This is a genomic window from Streptomyces sp. NBC_00572 (genome assembly GCF_026341815.1).
Classification (GTDB): domain Bacteria; phylum Actinomycetota; class Actinomycetes; order Streptomycetales; family Streptomycetaceae; genus Streptomyces.
This window is the reverse complement of the sequence record NZ_JAPENX010000001.1, coordinates 7138892-7156991: the sequence shown is the minus strand read 5'-3', so window position 1 is coordinate 7156991 and position 18100 is coordinate 7138892. Positions and strand designations below refer to the sequence as shown.

General features: G+C 67.8%; 15 protein-coding genes and 6 pseudogenes. 8 read left to right on the top strand and 13 right to left on the bottom strand.

Annotation, left to right across the window (positions count from 1 at the left end):
- The first annotated feature begins 102 nt into the window (after positions 1–102).
- On the top strand, positions 103–372 hold the full coding sequence (locus OG514_RS39505) for a DUF4240 domain-containing protein (RefSeq protein ID WP_353962708.1): 270 nt from the start codon (positions 103–105) through the stop codon (positions 370–372).
- Positions 373–858: 486 nt separating this feature from the next.
- Here OG514_RS39505 and OG514_RS32235 read toward each other — a convergent pair.
- Positions 859–978, bottom strand: a pseudogene (locus tag OG514_RS32235) (IS5/IS1182 family transposase); the annotation flags it as partial.
- A gap of 122 nt (positions 979–1100) precedes the next feature.
- Positions 1101–1616 (bottom strand): hypothetical protein, encoded by a 516-nt coding sequence (locus OG514_RS32230; protein ID WP_266900680.1) that lies wholly within the window; start codon positions 1614–1616, stop codon positions 1101–1103.
- A gap of 217 nt (positions 1617–1833) precedes the next feature.
- Between OG514_RS32230 and OG514_RS32225 the strand changes: the two genes are divergently transcribed.
- Positions 1834–2097: a hypothetical protein gene (locus OG514_RS32225; protein WP_266900679.1), complete on the top strand. Its 264-nt coding sequence runs from the start codon at positions 1834–1836 to the stop codon at positions 2095–2097.
- A gap of 58 nt (positions 2098–2155) precedes the next feature.
- Entirely contained in the window at positions 2156–2644 is a 489-nt protein-coding gene (locus OG514_RS32220) for a hypothetical protein (RefSeq protein WP_266900678.1), read from the top strand.
- An 892-nt stretch (positions 2645–3536) separates the two neighbouring features.
- Here the strand turns inward: OG514_RS32220 and OG514_RS32215 are convergent.
- The 5 genes and pseudogenes from OG514_RS32215 to OG514_RS32195 form a co-directional block, all read right to left on the bottom strand.
- The gene (locus OG514_RS32215) at positions 3537–5714 is read right to left on the bottom strand and encodes a hypothetical protein (protein WP_266900677.1); all 2178 of its coding nucleotides are present in this window, start codon (positions 5712–5714) and stop codon (positions 3537–3539) included.
- Positions 5711–6415: an ABC transporter ATP-binding protein gene (locus tag OG514_RS32210; protein WP_266900676.1), complete on the bottom strand. Its 705-nt coding sequence runs from the start codon at positions 6413–6415 to the stop codon at positions 5711–5713. The genes OG514_RS32215 and OG514_RS32210 overlap by 4 nt, the downstream gene beginning before the upstream one ends.
- Positions 6416–6499: 84 nt before the next feature.
- Positions 6500–6853: a hypothetical protein gene (locus OG514_RS32205; RefSeq protein WP_266900675.1), complete on the bottom strand. Its 354-nt coding sequence runs from the start codon at positions 6851–6853 to the stop codon at positions 6500–6502.
- 481 nt (positions 6854–7334) lie between these two features.
- Positions 7335–7700, bottom strand: a complete 366-nt coding sequence (locus OG514_RS32200; RefSeq protein WP_266900674.1) for a hypothetical protein — start codon at positions 7698–7700, stop codon at positions 7335–7337.
- Between the two features lie 38 nt (positions 7701–7738).
- A pseudogene (locus OG514_RS32195) lies at positions 7739–7885 on the bottom strand (NTP pyrophosphohydrolase); the annotation flags it as partial.
- 562 nt (positions 7886–8447) lie between these two features.
- On the opposite strand from OG514_RS32195, the gene OG514_RS32190 reads away from it, so the two are divergent.
- On the top strand, positions 8448–8933 hold the full coding sequence (locus OG514_RS32190) for a hypothetical protein (protein ID WP_266900673.1): 486 nt from the start codon (positions 8448–8450) through the stop codon (positions 8931–8933).
- Positions 8934–9058: 125 nt separating this feature from the next.
- Here OG514_RS32190 and OG514_RS32185 read toward each other — a convergent pair whose 3' ends face one another.
- The 5 genes and pseudogenes from OG514_RS32185 to OG514_RS32170 all read right to left on the bottom strand — a co-directional run bounded on the left by OG514_RS32185 (position 9059) and on the right by OG514_RS32170 (position 11463).
- Positions 9059–9415, bottom strand: coding sequence for a DoxX family protein (locus OG514_RS32185; RefSeq protein ID WP_266900672.1), 357 nt, complete (start codon positions 9413–9415; stop codon positions 9059–9061).
- A gap of 214 nt (positions 9416–9629) precedes the next feature.
- Positions 9630–9983, bottom strand: a pseudogene (locus tag OG514_RS32180) (HNH endonuclease); the annotation flags it as partial.
- Positions 9984–10224: 241 nt separating this feature from the next.
- The gene (locus tag OG514_RS32175; RefSeq protein WP_266900671.1) at positions 10225–10707 is read right to left on the bottom strand and encodes an SMI1/KNR4 family protein; all 483 of its coding nucleotides are present in this window, start codon (positions 10705–10707) and stop codon (positions 10225–10227) included.
- Positions 10595–10900 carry an HNH endonuclease gene (locus OG514_RS39500; RefSeq protein WP_353962707.1) on the bottom strand — a complete coding sequence of 102 codons (306 nt, stop codon included), beginning with the start codon at positions 10898–10900 and terminating at the stop codon, positions 10595–10597. The genes OG514_RS32175 and OG514_RS39500 overlap by 113 nt, the downstream gene beginning before the upstream one ends.
- Complete coding sequence (locus OG514_RS32170) at positions 10897–11463, bottom strand: hypothetical protein (protein WP_266900670.1); 567 nt, start codon at positions 11461–11463, stop codon at positions 10897–10899. The genes OG514_RS39500 and OG514_RS32170 overlap by 4 nt, the downstream gene beginning before the upstream one ends.
- A gap of 687 nt (positions 11464–12150) precedes the next feature.
- Between OG514_RS32170 and OG514_RS32165 the strand changes: the two genes are divergently transcribed.
- From OG514_RS32165 to OG514_RS32150, 4 genes and pseudogenes are all read left to right on the top strand, one after another.
- Positions 12151–13410: a family 16 glycosylhydrolase gene (locus OG514_RS32165; RefSeq protein ID WP_266900669.1), complete on the top strand. Its 1260-nt coding sequence runs from the start codon at positions 12151–12153 to the stop codon at positions 13408–13410.
- A gap of 128 nt (positions 13411–13538) precedes the next feature.
- Positions 13539–15203, top strand: a complete 1665-nt coding sequence (locus tag OG514_RS32160) for a beta-1,3-glucanase family protein (protein ID WP_266900668.1) — start codon at positions 13539–13541, stop codon at positions 15201–15203.
- Positions 15204–15314: 111 nt separating this feature from the next.
- Positions 15315–15843, top strand: a pseudogene (locus OG514_RS32155) (hypothetical protein); the annotation flags it as partial.
- 418 nt (positions 15844–16261) lie between these two features.
- Positions 16262–16832, top strand: a pseudogene (locus tag OG514_RS32150) (IS5 family transposase); the annotation flags it as partial.
- On the opposite strand, the pseudogene OG514_RS32145 reads toward OG514_RS32150, so the two are convergent.
- A pseudogene (locus OG514_RS32145) lies at positions 16833–17647 on the bottom strand (IS630 family transposase); the annotation flags it as partial. It lies immediately after the preceding pseudogene.
- Positions 17648–18100: the final 453 nt, after the last annotated feature.

Genomic DNA, 18100 nt, shown 5'->3' with positions numbered 1-18100 from the left:
GGCGCGCGTAACAGGCTCGTCGATCTCAACTACACCGGAAGCGCACCTGGCCGCGCCTCGATACCCGGTACGGGTTAGCGCCACAAGAGCCGTCCCCCTGACATGCGGGCCTGCCAGTCGGCGGCCAACAGCCACTGTCGTACGCGGGCGGGAGAGCTCCCTGCCCTGGACCTCGAGTCGTTCTGGAGCATCATCGAACCGCACGCTCGGCTGCAACGACCGACAAGCCCTTCGCCGAGGCCCTGGTCGACGAGGTTGGCCAACCACACCCAGTGCGACATCCCCGGTTACGAGGAACGCTTCGGGGAGGTACACGGAGCTGTGTACCGATGGGACTTGTGGGCCGCGCCCTGTGGGAACGCCCGGACGTGAGCAAGCGGTGGATCCTGTGACAGCGCAACGAGGCGTCAGTCAAGGAGATTGGCTCCGGGGTCAACCCCCAAAGGACTTCGAGCGCAGACCACTTACTGATCGTTTCAGAATGAAGCGCTTGGCCAGAGAGTTATGCGCTGCGAAGATGCGAACTCGGCTGGACGGTGGGGGACGGGGACAGCAGATGACGCGGTGGCAGCTCTTACGGGGAGACGTCCTGGTTGGTGAGCTCAGTGAGTACGACTGTGATCAGCCGTTCTTCCTGGCGCACTTCATCCCGGGGCCGGGCTGGGAGAGCGTGAGGCCATTGTTCGAGGCGTGGGCGGCCTTCAGAGGCCCTGACCCGGATGGGTCCAGGTTTGTCGCCCTGGTCAAGCCGTTGCATGACTTGGAGCTCACACTGGCTCCGGTCGACGGCCAGCAGCCTCCGATGCGGCTCTTCAAGAACTGCATCGTGCGTATCAGTGGGTCCGAGGCTCGCGTCCGCTACTGACCGGGCGATTGGCCGCGCTGGAGCCGGCGGAGGCATATGAGGCTGCAGGCCAGTTCGAGTAGCCTGTGATGGAGATCGGCGCGTCGTTCGTAGCGGGTGCGGAGCCGTTTGAACTGGCCAGACGCGGAGCGAGTAGTTCTCGACCCGGGCGGCGCACCGTCCAGGCAGGTGCTCGGTCACGTCGCGGGCCAGCACCGGCTGGCCCGAGCACGTCGTCCTGGAGCGGGAGATCGTTTCAGAGCAGCACCTGAGGCAGGAGGCGGGGTTCGCCGCCCTCCTTCCCCACACGGAACTCCTGATCCACCGTGCGCGTGCCGCCCTCGGGTTCCAGCCGCCCACCCGGCACGGGCCCGGGTGGAGCCTGCTCGTGGACGACCTCGAAGCCGCCGCAGACCTTGCCCGCCGCCGTCTCTCGGATGAAACGAGCATCGACCGGGCGGCCGTCCGGCAGTGCCACGTCACCTGGGCCCAGCGGGCACGGTTCCTGCGGGACCTTGCCGTGCAGGAAGCCCCTCCGCATCCCGGGCCCGAGCTGCCCGCTGCCGAAGAAGCACGGTGGACCGCCCACGCCCACGATGCCCGCCGCCAGCACATGATGTACCTGTACGAGAGCCGGTACGACGCGGCCGGTCGGCAGCTCACCGTCGTCGGTGTGCCCGACCTCGACCTGCCCGCCGAGGACTGCGTCCTCATCGTCGCCGGGGACGTCGACAGCAGCACGCTGTGCGTCCTGGGCCGGTACGATACCCACGACCAGGCGCTGGCCGACCTGCCGCCGGCCATCCAGCCCGGCGTACTGCACTCACGCGGACAGTTCCCCCGCCGCGCCCTCGGCGCGGACGCTTCCGGCGCTGGCCGACCTCATCGAGGACGTCGCCGGCGCCACGCAGAGCCAGACGGTCGCCGAGGTACTCGACCACGTCGCCGGCGGCGGCGGTCCCCATCACCTCTCCCAGCTCTCCGACCTCTTGGCCGAATGCGCCGACTTCGCGCTCGCCACCGAGACGGTCGCCGGCCGGGATCTGTCCGTACGGCTGCGCGGCCTCATGGTCCAGACCGACGTCCTAGACCAGCAGCTCCGCCAGGCCCTCGCCGCCTTCGAGGACACGATCGCCGTCCTGCCCCCGCACCGCACTCCGCAGCCCCGGCACATCAAGACCCCGCCCGGCGTCCGGGCCACCCCGCTGCCTCCCGCACAGGCCGCCCCGTCCCGCGTCCCGCGCCGCCTCTGACTCCAGCACGGGCCGCGGGCGGCGCCTCCGCCTCCTCCCGGAAAGTCCCCACCCCTCCTTGCTCCTGGCCGAACGCCCCATCGCCCCACCGCCCGTGACCTACCAGGCCGTTCTGGGCACGCGCCACGTCCTGCGACTGCTGGCCGGCACCCTTACCGGCCGGATGCCCAGCGGCATGGTCGCCGTCTCCCTGGTCCTGTGGGTCACCGGCGGCGGCGGGTCGTTGACGACGGCCAGCACGCTCGCCGCTGTCTACGGGCTGACCGCCAGTGTCACCCAGCCGGTGAAGGGCCGGCTCATGGACCGGTACGGGCAGACCCGCGTGAGCGCGCCCGCCTCCGTCATCGCCAGCAGCAGCCTGCTCGCCCTGCCCGTCATCGGACCGGGTGGCAGCACCTGGGCCATCGGCAGCGCCGGCGCGCTCGCCAGCCTCGCCGCCCCGCCACTGGAGTCGGGCCTGCGGTCTCTGTGGCCGAGCGTCGTGACCGACCCGGGTCAGAGGAAAGTCATCCAGGCCCTCGACACCGGCTCCCAGGGCCTCATGTAAGTCACCGGGCCGCTCCTGGCCACCTCGCTCGCCGTTACATTCGGCGCGAACACCTCCCTGGCTGCAGCCTCCGCGCTCGGCCTGTGCGGCACCGCCGCCGTCCTCACCTCCGCGCCCTCACGCGCCTGGCGCCCCCACCACGAGGCCGTCGCCGATACCACCCTGCCGGCGAAGCGCCAGCCTCTCGCGAGCAGCGGCATGGCGCTGCTGTGCACCGGCCTTGCCGCCGTCGGTGTTTGCCTGGGCGGGCTCGGCGTCTGGTCCGCGGCCATCGCCGAAACACACAAACAAGCTGGCTGACCGGGGTACTACCGGCAGCGTTCTCCACCGGATCGTTCCTCGGCGGCATGCTCTTCGCACGGCTCGCCCGCCGAGCAGCACCCGCCACCCAACTCTTTAGCACTTCCGCGCTGTTCGCGGCGGGCTGGCTGGGGCTGCTGATCCAGCCGGGCCCGCACACGGCGCTCGTCTCCGCCGCCATTCCCGGGCTGTTCCTCACCATGGTCATCACCTGCTGTTTCGAGACGATCGACGCCCTCGCCCCCGCCTCGCGGACCACCGAGGCGTACTCCTGGCTGATCCTCGCCGTCGGCACCGGCAAGGCCGCAGGCACCGTCATCGCCGGCCACCTCGCCGACCACCTCCTCAGCCTGTCCGCGCTCCCCGCCGCCAGCGCCATCCTCGCCACCACCGTCTTCGCACTCTCCCGGCCCGTACTCGGCCCCGCCGCCGACCCGGCCGGCACCGCCGCACCTCCACCCCACCGCCCTCACCCCTCAACGAAGGAGAAACGTTCATGCCCGTTATCGGTAAGCCCGGCTATCGCTGGACGCGGAATACCACTGACCAAGCAGTCAGTGATCAGCGCCGGAGTCCATCTTGTCGAGGCGCGTCAATCGCCGGTGGGACGCCATGTACGAGCGCGGCGCACGGCGATCTCACCGCAGACGACGGCGACGACGAGGCCGCCGAGGGCGATGAGAAGGGAGCCGGTGGCGACGAGGCCGACGGAGAGTTCGCCGCCGTCGCCGATGGATAGGAGCATCTGTCCGAGCAGGTAGGTGGCGGCACCGGCTCCGACGCCGACGACTGCGAGCGGGACGGAAAGGTTCCAGAAGGCGACCTGCACGTAGAAGCGTCGGTCGTTGCGGAACGAGGCGATCGGGCCGAGACCACGTGCCTGGTCGTCGAAGACGGATGCTGCACCCACCACCCCGGCAAGGACGAGGGCCGCAAGGCCGATGAGTGCCGCGTCCAGGACCCATTTGACGTATCCGGCTCGTGCCTGTGCCCCCAGCATTCCGGCCTCCACGGGCACGTCGAGCATGGGTAGGCCCAGGGTGCGATAGGCGGCTTCCCAGACGCGGTCGGCTCCCGCGTCGCCCGCCGTGTTGAAGACGACGAGCGAGACCTTTTCGGGATCCGTGATGCCCGGGTGGCTGGACGTGACATTCACCCTGTCCGGGGTGAGCCCGAGGACGGCCAGCGCTCTCTGCGGTCCAGGTCCGATGTTCTTGGTGACATCGGTCAGTGCAGTGCTCTTCTTGGGGCAGGTTGTCATCGGGCCGAAGAAGGCCAGGGACGTGCAGTTGCCGGAGAACACGACCCTGTCGTTCTCCGAGTACAAGAGGACCGAGGGCTGTCCGGGGAGGTCTTTGCGGAGCCGGTCGAACCGGGAGGGGTCGCCGGATGCGTTGATCAGGATCGCGTTTCGGTCCGTTGCGCCAGCCAGTTGCTTGGCGACGATTTCCGGTCCTGCGAGCTGGCTGGTGACGACCTGCCCCAGTGTTGTCAGTCCCAGTCCCACGATCATGGATGCGCTGAGCACGGCGAGGACGACCGGACGGGCTGCAAGCCACCGTCCGGCGATCACCCCCGCGGGGCCACCCCGGCGAACGGAGAAGGACGCGATAGCCGAACCCAGCGCACCGGACAGACGCCCCCCGAGGCTGGGCAGGACACCAAGCACGAGTACGACGCCCAAGAAGAAGACGACCCTGCCGGGACCGTCCGCGCGCCATGTCCCGTACAGGCACAGTGCGGATCCCGCCCCGCACAGGATCCAGGTCGTTCGGCCCGACGCCGTCTTGGTCTGCTGGGGGCGAGTGGAGGTCCGCTTGGGCGGCCTGGCGTACCGCAGGGCGCTGACGCCCGCGATGAGTGCGGCCGTGGCTACGATCAGGACAGGGAGCCAGGGGCGTACACGGGCCAGATCGCCAGCGGCGACGGTATGCCCGGTGAAGGGAAGGCGGATGTCCCAGAGCGTCGTCGCCCAGGCCGTGGCCGCGGCCAGCAGTGAACCCGCGGTCACGGGGACAGCGGCCTCACCGATCACCACGAGGAGGCGCGACAGGCGAGAAGCACCGAGGGCTTCGAGCATGGAGATACGGCGGTCCCGCAGCTCCGAGCCACCGCGCACGACGACCAGGAGGGCGGCTGTCGCCGGCAGCACCGTGAACAGCAACAGCAGCACCCACAAGTCCATTGGGGAGCGCTCGAACTGGTGACTGACCGTGAAATAGTCGAGGAACTGAGATCCCGGACGCCCGAAGCCGGAGATGAAGGTGTTAAGGGTCGTCTCGTCGAAGATCCCCTCGATGGGGGAGCGGGTGTAGACGAGCAGCTCATCGGGCTCGGTCAGGCCCTGCCGTCCGATGGTTCCCGCCATGGTGCCGTAGCGAGAGACGAGCACCCCGTCGGCATGCCTGGCAGCCTGCGGGGAGAGGAACACCTCGCCCTTCTCAGGCCACCGGTCAAGGCCAGGAGGAGGGGCAGCGGAGGCGCTCAGAGGCTCGGTGAAGATCACGGACACCGCTTCGCCATCCGCGTAGTCCGGACGTTCAAGCCATCGGGCCACGGCTTCCTGCCGCTGGTCGGTCGAGACCGGAGAGCGGGCATCCTGCCTCTCTTGTCTGGCCTCCAGGCTGGCATCCACCGCCAGGAGACTCCAGGTCACCATCAGGACAAGGAAGGATGCGGCGAAGAGCCCGAAGCGGTGCACCAGTCCGGACGCACCACTCGCCCGCCCCACACGGTGTCCCAGACGGAGCATCGCCAGATGCCTGTTCACCTGGCCTCCCCCGAGTCGGCGATCAGCCGGCCTTCCGCCAGCTCAAGGGCTCGGTCGGCGCGGTCCGCGATCTGCGGGTTGTGCGTGACAACAATCAAAGCGCACCCGAAGCGAGCAGGGAGCCCGAACAGCAGGTCGGCCACCACGTCCCCGGTCCGCTGGTCGAGCGATCCAGTGGGTTCGTCCGCCAGCACCACCGAGGGCTTGCCAATCAGCGCCCGCGCGACAGCGACACGCTGGCGCTCCCCGCCCGACAGCGCTCCCGTCGTCTTGGACGACGCACCCTGCACACCGAGCTCGTCCAGCAGCTGCTGTGCGTCGGCGTACGCGCCCTTTGCGCTGCCGCCGGCGAGGAGGACGGGCAGGGCCGCGTTCTCCAGCGGGGACAGCTCTGGTATCAGTTCGCCGAACTGATACACGGTCCCCACAGTGCGCAGTCGCAAGGCGGCACGCTCACCTGCGGATGCCTGCGTGATATCGACACCCCCGACGCGCACCATGCCTGAGGAGGGGCTAATCAAGCCACTCAGGCAGCACAGGAGCGTCGTCTTCCCCGAGCCGCTGGGGCCCGTGACCGCAACGGACGACCCGGCAGGCACGTTGAGGGTCAGGCCATCGAGAAGGCGACGATCGCCGATGCTGTAACGCAGGTTCTGGACTTCCACCGCGGCCGTCTTCCGGCTGTGCAACTCGGTACTCACATATCCTCTATCTACGCCGGGCGGCGCGGAGCCGACGCCCTCTGATGAGAGGCATCGGCTCGGCGCGGTGACTTATCTAGTTGATCAGACCCGGTACACCCAGGGACCGTACGGGTCGGTGGCCCAGTCACGGATCTGCTGCGAGCGGTGCTTGGTCACGCGGTTCGTGGTGCTGGCCTCGCTGTGGGTGCAGTTGTAGATACCGCGTTCCTCATGGATGCTGCGCGACACGCCGTCGTCACGTGTGTAGTGCGCCTTGACGGAGTTGCCATCCCTGTCGCCGTCACACACGACGACCTTTCCCCACGACACGAAAATGTATTGCGTGTCGTAGCTGTAGCTGTTGTAGATGAAAGACGACCCGGCCTGGGCTGTGGCGGGCGTACTGAAGGCCGCCGCGGTAACGACGACGGCAGCCAGCTTCGCTATGCGATGCATTCGGTAGTCCTCCCCTTGGATGAGAGCCCCGCTGGGGCTCGGTACGACGCAAGAGCCACGTACGACGCCTGCCGACACCGCGCCCGGCCTCCCCTGGCCAGGTGCATCCCGTGAGCCCCTCGCGCACCGCCATCCCCAGCAGCGCTCGCCAGGAACACCACGGATTATTCCCTCCCTGGCCTGAAAAGGTCCGCACTGGTGAAACAGGCGGATCCGATCAAGAGCCATCAGAGGGAGTCGGCAACCGGAATGATCTACAGCGCTGGACTACGGCGCCAGCACGCTCGGTTGCCTCTCATCCGGAGGCGAGGTCCCCGGTCTGGTTTTGGACATCCCCTCCCCTGATCCACCGCAACGGGAATGGCTTGATCGTGTACTCACTCCGTCAAGTCCTCATGCTCATCGATGACGCCTTCGCATCCCGGGAGACGGCGACTGTTCACCGCCGGATGATGTCTGCGGCGTACTCGGCACCGTAGCCCTAACTCTCGCGGGTCCAGTTATCGCCTGTGCTCTGGTGAAATCCGAGCTGTCGGCTGATGACCACGGCGGGCAGTTCCGAGGCGACGTCCATCAGTGATGCGTGGCGGGCGAGTTGAGGCGGGACGCCGATCGCCTTCAGGCGCCGCCCGAGAGTGTGCGGGTCGATCGGCTGCCCCGGGTAGATGCTGTGGAACAGCCACTTGGGTTCCTCGATCGGGATGGTCGCCGCGCGGCCGTTCCTCCACTCGGCGAGTTGGCGGATCAGGTCGTCCAGGGGTGCGGGGATCTCGACGGGGACGCGACCGAGCTTCAAGGCGAGCGTGTTGCCACGGTCGGCGATGTGCTCGGTGGTAAGGCGGCTCATGCGGCCCACAGGCTGGGCGAACAGCAGCAGGAGCAGGCGAGGGTCCGTCCACGATCATCACGACACACCGTCACGGCGACTCGGTGCAGCCAACCCTCCCGAATGGCCTCCCGGCGGCTGACCACCATCCCCAGCACACGATCTCGATCGTCGACACGCTCCACCCATTCATCCACGACGCACACCCTGGCAGAGCCCACCGACAACGCCGCTCCTCTGAGCCCGCAGTTCCATCGAGTTCGGCCGACCTCGGGATACGCCACTTTGGGAACCCCGGTCCCTGCAGGGAGGCCGGTTTGTCGGTGTCGCTCGACGAGCAGGGCCCTCAAGCGCGACTGGGGGCGGAGCTGGATCGTGAGGAGGCGACAGTACGTCGTGCATACCGGTCGTCCGTTCTGTAACCCTGGGCTCGCGGCCGATACGGACGCCGTGCAGACCCGGGCGTTCGCGATGCGGCCGCGCCGGATGGCCGATGACGCTTACCTCAGCGACGCGCCTGGACGGCTTGTCTCATCCCGGGGTGAAGACCGTCTGAGCCCGGGCGGGTGCGCGCAGGACGCGCCGGGGTGGAGATTCGGCCAAGTTCCAGCCGGTGACAGCCGGACGTGGTGAGACACGGCTGGACATGGTTGGACACCTGCAGACAACCACGGACGTCCACGTACGTGGGAGGGGTGTGGCCGAACCGTACAGGGCCGGGGAGCGGTCGCTTTTTCACCTGGACCGGAGTGCGCCACACTCCCCCGTATGCCGAGCTTTCAGCAAAGGAAGGCGATCGGTGACGCCCACGAGCAGCGCGTCACCCACGAACTCAACCACCGCGGCTGGCACGTCAGCCCCTGGGGCCAGGGGATCATGGGCGAGCCCGTACGGCTCGCCCTGCACCACACCACCAGCTCGCTGCGCTGGACACCCGACCTCATCGCCGCCCGTGAGCGGCAAGTAGTCCTCATCGACTGCAAGAGCCGCATGACCAGTCGCACAAGCCGACGGCACGTCGTCGAGCGCGCCGCAGTCAACGCCCACCTCCAGCTCGTCGCCTGGACCTTGCTCCCCCTGTACTACGTCTTCGACAACCTCGACATCCTCACCCCATACGACGCCCTCGGCTGCGGGCAAGAAGGTCCCCGAACGACTGCCGGTTCCGGGTCGCCCTACCTTCTCGTCCCCGCCGACCGGTCCATGCCGTTCGAGGACGTCTTCGGCCGGTCCGGCGGGCTCATGGCTGCCTGACGCGGCACGGAGAAACGGAGCAGCTTCATGGCCCCGCGGCATGGGGGCTGTCAGCCTACTCGTCATCGGCCCCTCTCGATGGGGCGTCGCCGCGGGGCCGGGGCTCGCCCGGCGACGCCACCGGTTCACCAGTGGCCGTGATAGGCCAGATTCACGGCCAGGGCGGTGGTGGGCAGGCAGAAAAACACGAACCAAGGGCCCAACACGTAGTCGCCGATCCGGAGATGGACCCAAAGGGCACCGATGAAGTAGAGCATGAGACCGGCAGCGGCAAGCGCACCCAGCACCGGCATGACAAACCCGGCCAGCAGCCCCAGGGCGCCTGCCCCCAGCAGTGTCCCGACCGGTCGCATCCAGGAGTGAGGCACGCCCAACCTGTCCGCCTGGCTCTTCGGGTAGTCGTGCCCGATGAGGTTGGCTGCGGCTGCCACGCCATTGACGACCGAAGCAAGAAGGGTGGCGACAAGGTAAGTGGCGAACACGTGGGACTCCTTCATCCTGCGCGAGAAACGACAGCCGGGTGTGCACCACAAGGACGAATCGGGGCCCCTGGAACGTGACGTTGCCACAGGCCGCGAGGCCCCTCCCCGAAACACGATCACCCACTGACGGGCGGCGGCACCACGTATACATCGCCGTTGAGGTTCATCCGGCTGTGACTGCCCTATGAAAGGGGCGAGCCGGTCGGCAGGTCAGCCGCGCCGGCGTCCAGGCGCTCGCTCCGGAATCCCACGCCTCGGCGAGCGGCACCATGTGGTCGATGTCGAGCTTGGCGGGGTCGTTGACCTCCTGCCCGTCGTCGTACGACAGCCATTCACCGCCGGACAGCTTGCAGCCTGCCGCCACCGTCGGCGACTCGGAGGCCTCGGCAAGGAGAACCTCGGCGCGGGTGTTACAGCCATCCCCGAGGTCGATGCCGGCGTTCCAGTGCTTGAACTTCGTCCGCTCGTACCCGGCACGGGACTCATCGGCGAGCGGGATCTGCTCGGCGGCGTCGGCTAGGTTCAGCACCTCCGCGGCAGCAGGGCCGGCCGGGGCCGCGGTCGCCATGGAGGGAAGGAGCAGCGGTGTCAGGGCAAGGGAGAGAGCGGCAGCTGGACAGATCGATCAACGACGGGTAGACAAGCAAACGAAGCTCCTGGCGGACATGGGTGATCTTGGTCGAGAACCCGTCTACCAGGAGCTTCGCTGTTCCGTACAGCCCTCACCCACCAACACACCGATCATGCAGCCAGGTTGAAAAAGGCTCACTGACCCCGCCGCGATTCCAACGGGGCCGCTGGATCAGAAATCAGTCCGCATCATCGCCGTAAATTCGACACGAAACGAGACCATGCAGAAACTCCGAGAACGAATTCACAATACGACTCGGCACCCTGTCTTCATCGATATACGATACTGAAGGCTCACCCAGTGGACCGCACTCGGAATAGTCGAGCATCATCGTGTCATGCCCGGCGGAGGGGGTAATGCCAAAGACAACGCCAACCTCAGGATAACTCCATTCGGCAATCATGTTGGGCGACGAAACATCCACTCCCCATGCGCCGCTGATCCCCCAAATCGCGTCGAGGCAAACGTGGTCGGGCGCCCACGATGTCGGAAATTTGGTGGGGAAACAACGATTCCGCAGCACGCCGCCATTCTGGACAAACAGCAGGTCAAGATAGCTCTTCGGTGGACGAACCTGGAGAATACTCTCGGCCTGCTGCACCATCCCAGCATCTAGCGGCGGACCAACGTACTCTGATCCATCCGATTCTATGAAGATCATGAACACAGACTCCCCTCTGGCATATCGAGAAACCGCCGGTATGGTTGATTCTTGAGTGAATTGACATGTTAACGAGTTGCATCAGTCCACAGTTTTGGTGGTGATGCCAGGTCCACGTACCCTTCCGGTATGCCGCCGTAATGCCAGCCGCCTTGTCCGCTGCACGGAATCCCTTGGCTCTGTTGCCAGTCAAAGCGATAAGGACGTCTGGCGTGCGGCGTCTTCGGCCGCCCGGACTTTCTTGACACAGGCGTCGTCGAAGGCGTTCAGACTGAGCGTTCGGTTGTCGGAGAACAGGCGGTACTCCATGGCTACGGTCCAGCCCCGCTTCTTGAACACCGCCCCCACCACGTCGACTGTGCCGTCCGGCGCCTTTCGCTCATTGCGCTTCTTGGTCTCTGTCCACCCACGGCCGGTCAGCGCGTTGGTCCGGTCCACGTCCAGCGTGGAGGTGGCCGTGTCGAACCCCCTGTAGGTGACGAAGCACGCGGTCAGCGGGTACTTGGATGGCTCCGCCATCGAGGCCGCCCATTTCGGATCGTTCGGCGGCGCCCCGATGTCCCTGGTGATGCCGTCGAGCACCAGGCGCATCTTGCCCTTGGTGATCGGACCTGAGTCTTCCGGCCTCGCCGTAACCGGGGCGGAGGAAGCCGCAGGCTTCCCCTTCTCATCCCGGCCGATACTGTCGCCCCCGCAACCGGTCACGCCGATCATCACTACCGCCGCGCAGACGGCAGCCCACCCCACCCTGTTCACACACATCCCCTTCAGACCACAGGAGACGTGTACCCCCGTGACCAGGGGAGGAGAGTGACACGAGGCACCGACGGCCCAGGGTGCAGGCTTTCCCTCACCCTATCCGCGGCGCCTTGGGGCAGAGCGGCTGGCCGCAGAACTCGCTCCTCCAGCTCCTCCAGCTCCTCCAGCAGCACCATAAAACATTGACGCTCCTCGTCCTGGGGCAGGTTTTCAATGCCTGGTCCCCCAGGTCGAGAGCGCCTCGGCAGCGATGGGATCGGCGGGGCGATACCGGAGGGAGACGCGGATCAGCAAGCTGCTGCCGTCGTCCAGATCCGCGGCCCTGCGGACCACGACATCTCAGGCGCCGCGGCGAGGGGCCTACCCGCCCGCCGACGTGAGACCGCTCGTTCACCGGGGCGCGTCCACCGAGGTGGAGAAGTAGCGCGCACCCTGGCATGCCGCCCTTTGGGCAGATCAAGCCAGCCTTAAGAGAACGTTAAGCCGCTGGCGCCTGTAGAAAACCGCAGGTCAGAGGCGCGTAAGGGGCGAGGCCTGGTGTTGCCATGGGCATTACATCTCCGCGAGACTCACTGGCCGCGGGTGACGCCGCGTCACTCTTGAGAGCGCTCTCACAGGGCAGTCCGACGATTGGCCTGCGAAAACGCTTTCTCGCTCCCCTCCCTCGGAAAAGGATGACTGCCCATGGCTGCTGCTCATCGAGCGAGACGTTGGTCCTTCGGCGGACTGGTCGTCGTCGTCACAGCCGGGCTGGTGGTGGCGGTGTTCATGTCCTTCTTCGGCTCGGGCGCTTCACGGGCCGGTGCCGCGGCGGTTGCCGCGCAGGCCTGGTCCGACGAGTTCGACGGGCCGGCGGGTCGCGGGCCCGATTCCGCGAAGTGGACGCTGGAGACCGGTGGTTCGGGATTCGGGAACCACGAGTTGCAGTACTACACCAACAGCACCTCGAACGCCGCGCTCGACGGTCAGGGGCACCTGGTCCTCACCGCGCGGAAGAACACCGATGCCGGGCGGCAGTGCTGGTACGGGCAGTGCCAGTACACATCGGCGCGGCTGAACACCGCCCAGACGTTCACGCAGACGTACGGCCGTTTCGAGGCGCGTATCAAGATCCCGCGGGGACAGGGGATCTGGCCCGCGTTCTGGATGCTGGGCAATGATCTCGGCACCGTGGGGTGGCCCAACAGCGGCGAGATCGACATCATGGAGAACATCGGACGCGAGCCCAATACGGTGCACGGCACGGTGCACGGACCGGGGTACTCCGGAGCGGGTGGCCTGGGCGCGTCGTACAGCCTGCCCGGTGGACGGGCTTTCGCCGACGACTTCCACGTGTTCGCCGTGGACTGGACCCCGGACTCGATCGTCTGGTCGGTGGACGGCACGACGTACAAGACGCTCACCCCGGCCGGCACCAACGGCAACAAGTGGGTCTTCGACCACCCGTTCTTCCTCATCCTCAACGTAGCGGTCGGCGGCGACTGGCCCGGTAGTCCCGACGCCTCCTCAGCCTTCCCGCAGACGATGGTCGTCGACTACGTACGCGCCTCCGGCAGCGCCACCGCCGCACGCCCGATCCGCGGCATCGGCGGTATGTGCGTCGACGTCACGGGCGGCTCGAACGCCGACCGTACGCCGATCCAGCTGCACAACTGCACCGGGAACGCGGCCCAGCAGTGGACCATCGGCGGCGACGGCACCGTTCGCGCTCTCGGCAAGTGCCTTGATCTGGCGGGCGGTTCCACCGCGGATGGCGCCGTGGTCCAGCTCTACACCTGCAACGGCACCAACGCCCAGAAATGGACGTACACCGGCGCCCACGACCTCACCAACATCGGCGCCGGCAAGTGCCTGGACGCCAAGGGCAACTCCTCGGCCGACGGTACCCGGCTGCAGACCTGGGCCTGCAACGGCGGCGCCAACCAGAAGTGGACGGTCGGCTGACCGAACCACGGAGCCGGCAGAGCCCTGCCGCGGCTCCTTCCCCGCCTCCCGCTCCGTCCCCGTACCTGGCTCCCCCCGACCTCTCGCAGAACGGACCCCCCACCGTGACGGCTCGCCACCAGCGAACGATGTCCCGCAGAAAACTCCTCACCGCGACCGCGGGCCTGGCCCTGGCGGTGCCCGCCGTGGCGACCTGGCTCGAGGTCGACGCCGACGCTTCGACCACCCCGACACTCCCCCTGGACCTGGTCAACACCACAGGCGGCAACACGGTGTACGCCTACGTGCTCGGCCGCGACCCGGCGGCCGGTGGCAACTGGGCCTTCATCCAGGCGGACGGCTCCAGCCTGCACCACCCGCCGTCCCCGGCCGATGACCAGACCCCGCTCGGCGTCGACTGTGCCATCGCGCTCAACGCGTCCAGCGCCGGGGCGCGGAGGGTGACACTGCCGCCGCTGTACAGCGGACGCATCTACTTCTCCGTCGGAGCGAAGCTGACCTTCCTGATGAACCGCGGCGGCGGCCTGGCCCTGCCGTCGGTGAGCAACCCGACCGACCCCAACGCGAACGTCCACCACGACTTCTGCGAATTCACCTTCAACAACGACCAGTTGTACGCCAACATCACGTTCGTCGACATGGTCTCGCTGCCGATCGCCTTCCAGCTGGAGACCGGACAGGGTCCCCAGACGGTGCGTGGACTGCCCGCCGACGGGCTGTCCCGGGTCGCCGCAGCACTACGGGCCCAGTCCGCCGCCGACGGCAGCGACTGGAGCAAGCTGATCGTCACCAAGGGCGGCGCCGACCTGCGCGTAGTCAGCCCCAACCTGGCCATCCGGGGCAACAACGCCCTGTTCCGCGGTTACTTCGACAGCTACGTCGACGAGGTGTGGAACAAGTACCGCTCCACCGACCTGCGCATCGACACCCAGTTCACTTGGGGCACCGTCACCGGCCGCGTGAACGGCGACACGCTCACCTTCCCGGGAGTGGGCAGGCTCGCCAAGCCGTCCACCCTCTCCATCTTCTCCTGCAGCGACGCCCCCTTCACCACGGGCAACGACCTGATGGGCAACCTCAGCGCACGGCTCGCCGCCGCCTTCAACCGCACCACCCTGCTGGACAACCCTCACCAGCCGACCGCCGAGAACCCGGCCTCCTTCTACACCCGGCCGCGGACCAACCACTACGCCCGCATCCTGCACGACACCACCCCCGACCACCTCGGGTACGCCTTCCCCTACGACGACGTCCACCCGGCCGGGGTGGACTTCGAGGGCAAGGTCCAGTCCGGCAGCCCCGGCCGCTGGACCATCACCGTCGGTGGAACCACCGGCGGCGCAGGCCCTACGCCGACGCCGACCGCCACTGCCACAGGCGGCGGGGTCAGCGCCTTCGCCACCATCCAGGCCGAGGCGTTCGCCTCCCAGTCGGGAACCCAGGTGGAGGCCTGCTCCGACGCCGACGGCGGTTCCGACGTCGGCTGGCTGTCCAACGGCGACTGGCTCAAGTACCCCTCCGTCGCCTTCGGCACCCGCGGCGCCACCCGATTCACCGCCCGCGTCGCATCCGGCGCTGCCACGGGTGTCAGCGGCCTGGTCCAGGTCCGCCTCGGCAGCCCTACCGCCACCCCTATCGGCAGCTTCGCCATCGCCGGCACCGGGGGCTGGCAGACCTGGCGCACCGTCCCCGCCGACATCAGCCGCACCACAGGCACCCACGACGTCTACCTGACCTTCGCCAGTGGTCAGCCCTCCGACTTCGTTAACCTCAACTGGTTCACCTTCGCCTAAAGCGTGTTGCAGAAGGTTGTGTTCGGGCAGGCCAAGGCCGGTTCTCGTACTGATCTGATCACGTGGGCGAGGGCGGGGTTGTGCATAGAGGCAACGGCCTGGACCGCGTGGATGTTCGCCGCGCTCACGGGCGCGGGCGCTCGCGTCGCGACCGTCACGTTCCCGGACATCACCCGTGTCGCGCCCATCGCCCGCGCGGTCGCGCCCGGTCACGCCCCGGATCGCCGCCCTCAACGACCGCATCCGGTCGGCGGCGGCCCGGGACGGCGTCGCCCTCGCCGAGACGTCGCCGCACGTCGCCGCCACCGATCCACGTCTCTGGGCCGCGGACCGGCTGCACGCGAGCCCGTTGGGCCACGCCCGGATCTCCGCCGCGCTCGCTCACGCGCTCGGTCTGCCGGGTAGTGACGACTCGTGTGCCGGGGCCGTGGCGCCTGCCGCGCCCACGCCCACGACCGCCACCGCGGTACACACGGCAGCCGCCACCGCGGTACGCACGGCAGCCGCCGAACTGCGCTGGGCCGCCGGGTTCCTCGGCCCCTGGCTGCTCCGACGCCTGCGTAACCGTTCCTCCGGCGACGGCCGCACCGCCCGGCGCCCGGAGTTGCTGCCTGTGGGGGTGTCGCCGGTCGGCATTTGAACGCGGGGAGGTGAGCGTACGGGTGCGATGGTAGGACTCGGGTCTGCTCTGGAGAACGTGTCCGCCGAAGGTGAGCCGTCCCGGGTGCGCCGAGTAGGCCGAGGGGGACGACGACCGCCGCGCAGCCCCGGCTTTCGGGCGTGGCTTTCCGGCGTGGCTTTTGCGCTTGGCCGAAGCCGGGACGGTTCCAGTGCCGGCGGGGATTCGAACCCGCTCCCGGTCGGCGGCGGCTGGAACGCCTACGACCGGATCCTCGCCGCAGGCAACCTCGGCGGCACCCGCGACAGCGACCTCGTCGCCCGCGACAAGGCCAGCGTTCTGTGGCTGTGCCATGGCAAGGGCAGCTACAAGGCGCCCTTCGCCCCATGCACCCGGATCGGCGGCAGCTGGGGGCGCCTACAACCAGCTCACCGCCAAGGGCCGGTTGCACGAGGAGATCCTGCACCGGCTCGACGACGCCGGCCTCCTCGATCTGTCCCGCGCGGTCCTCGACTCGGCCCACGTCCGGGCTGAAAAGGGGGCGAACTCACAGGTCCGAGCCCCGTGGACCGGGGCAAGCCGGGCTCCAGGATGCACATCCTGTCGGACGCGAACGGACTGCCCGTCCTTGTCGGCATCACCGCAGGCAACACCCATGACAGTCAAGCCCTGAAGCCCATGATCCTCGGTCACCAAACGAGACACGACCCCCATCGCGGCCACCACTTCAAGCCCCGCAAGCTCCATGCGGACAAGGCATACGACATCCCTGAACTGCGGAAATGGCTCCGTGGGAAACGCATCGGCGTCAGCATCGCCCGCAAGGGAATCGAGTCCGGCGAACGACTGGGCCGCCACCGCTGGGTGATCGAGCGAACATCTCCTGGCTCTCCGGCTACCGCAGACTCAGCCCCCGCTACGATCGCCACTCCCGCAACTACCTGGCCTTCCTCGGCCTCGCGGCAGCCCTCTGCTGCTACAAACGGCTCATCCGCCTCACCACCTATTGATCAGAAACTCATGGGGTTCTCGTCCAGGACGTAGCGGACGTGCGGGCCGCCGAAATAGCCGCGGACGATGTGCGGCTGACGTTGACGTCTGTGGAAGAAGCGGCGGGTCTCGGCGGCGAGTTCGGCCTGGTTCCGGGCCCGGTGCTGTGTGGGCAGGCTGTGCTTGAGGTCCGCGTTGACCAGCTCGTCGGGGTTCAGCTCGGGCGAGTACGGGGGCAGGAAGTGCAGCTCGACGTCATCGGGGTGGGCGGCGAGCCAGTCGCGGACCTTCTTGGAACGGTGGGCGGAGTGCCCGTCGACCACGAGATGGACCTTGTGGTCGAAGTGGCCGGCGAGCCGGTCCAGGAAGCGGCACATCACCTCGGCGGTGAAGCTCTCGGTGAAGACCATGAAGTGCATCCGGCCCTTGGTGCTGATCGCGGACATCGCGTTGACGGAGAACCGGTTCCCGCTCCGCCGCACCACAGGGGTCTTGCCTTTCTCACCCCAGGTGCGGCCGGTGACCTGGTCGGAACGGACACCGACCTGATCGGCGAAGAGGATCTCACCGCCGTCCTTCCTCGCCTTCGCGCGGATCTCCGGCCAGGTCTCTTCATGCCAGCGCCGGACGGCCTGGGGGTCCTGCTCGACGGCCCGCTTGTCCGGGCGCTGGAAGGCAGCCCCCACCGCCTCAGGTACTTGCCCACCCCCACCTCGGTCAGCCGTACCCGGTACAGCTTCGCGATCAGCTCGCCCACCAACCGCCGCGTCCACAGCTGCCCGGAAAGCCCCACGTCACAGGGCCGGTGGTCCAGAACCGCCTGCCGCACCGCGGCCGCAGTCCATTCCGGGCTGGGCGTACTCGCTCATCGCCGTGTTGGAGCCCGGCGCAACGTCCTGGACCGCAAAGGCTGGACGTGGTCCGCAGGGAGTCACGGACGACCCGACCGAGGTCACCGCATGTCAGCTGCAAGGGCAAGGAGTTCATCGACGCCAGCCAGCGGCCGTGTATGAGGGCTGATCACCGCCCCGTCCCGATCGCGTGTTCGGGCAGAGGTCGACGAGCATCGCCGCGCAGCTCTGGCTGACGTGGGTAATTGGCAACGTTTTCTGCACGCCCTCGGCATCCTGCCGGGTTTCACCGAGTTGGTCCGCCGATCACTCCTGAGCGCCGCCCGCCCTCTGAGGGTGTGCGGTCGGGCAGTGGCACGGGGCAACGCTCTGCCCTGCCAGCAAGGTGTCTAGGGTGGCTACGAGTTGGGGATCGAGGTCCGCACCCGGCCCACTCA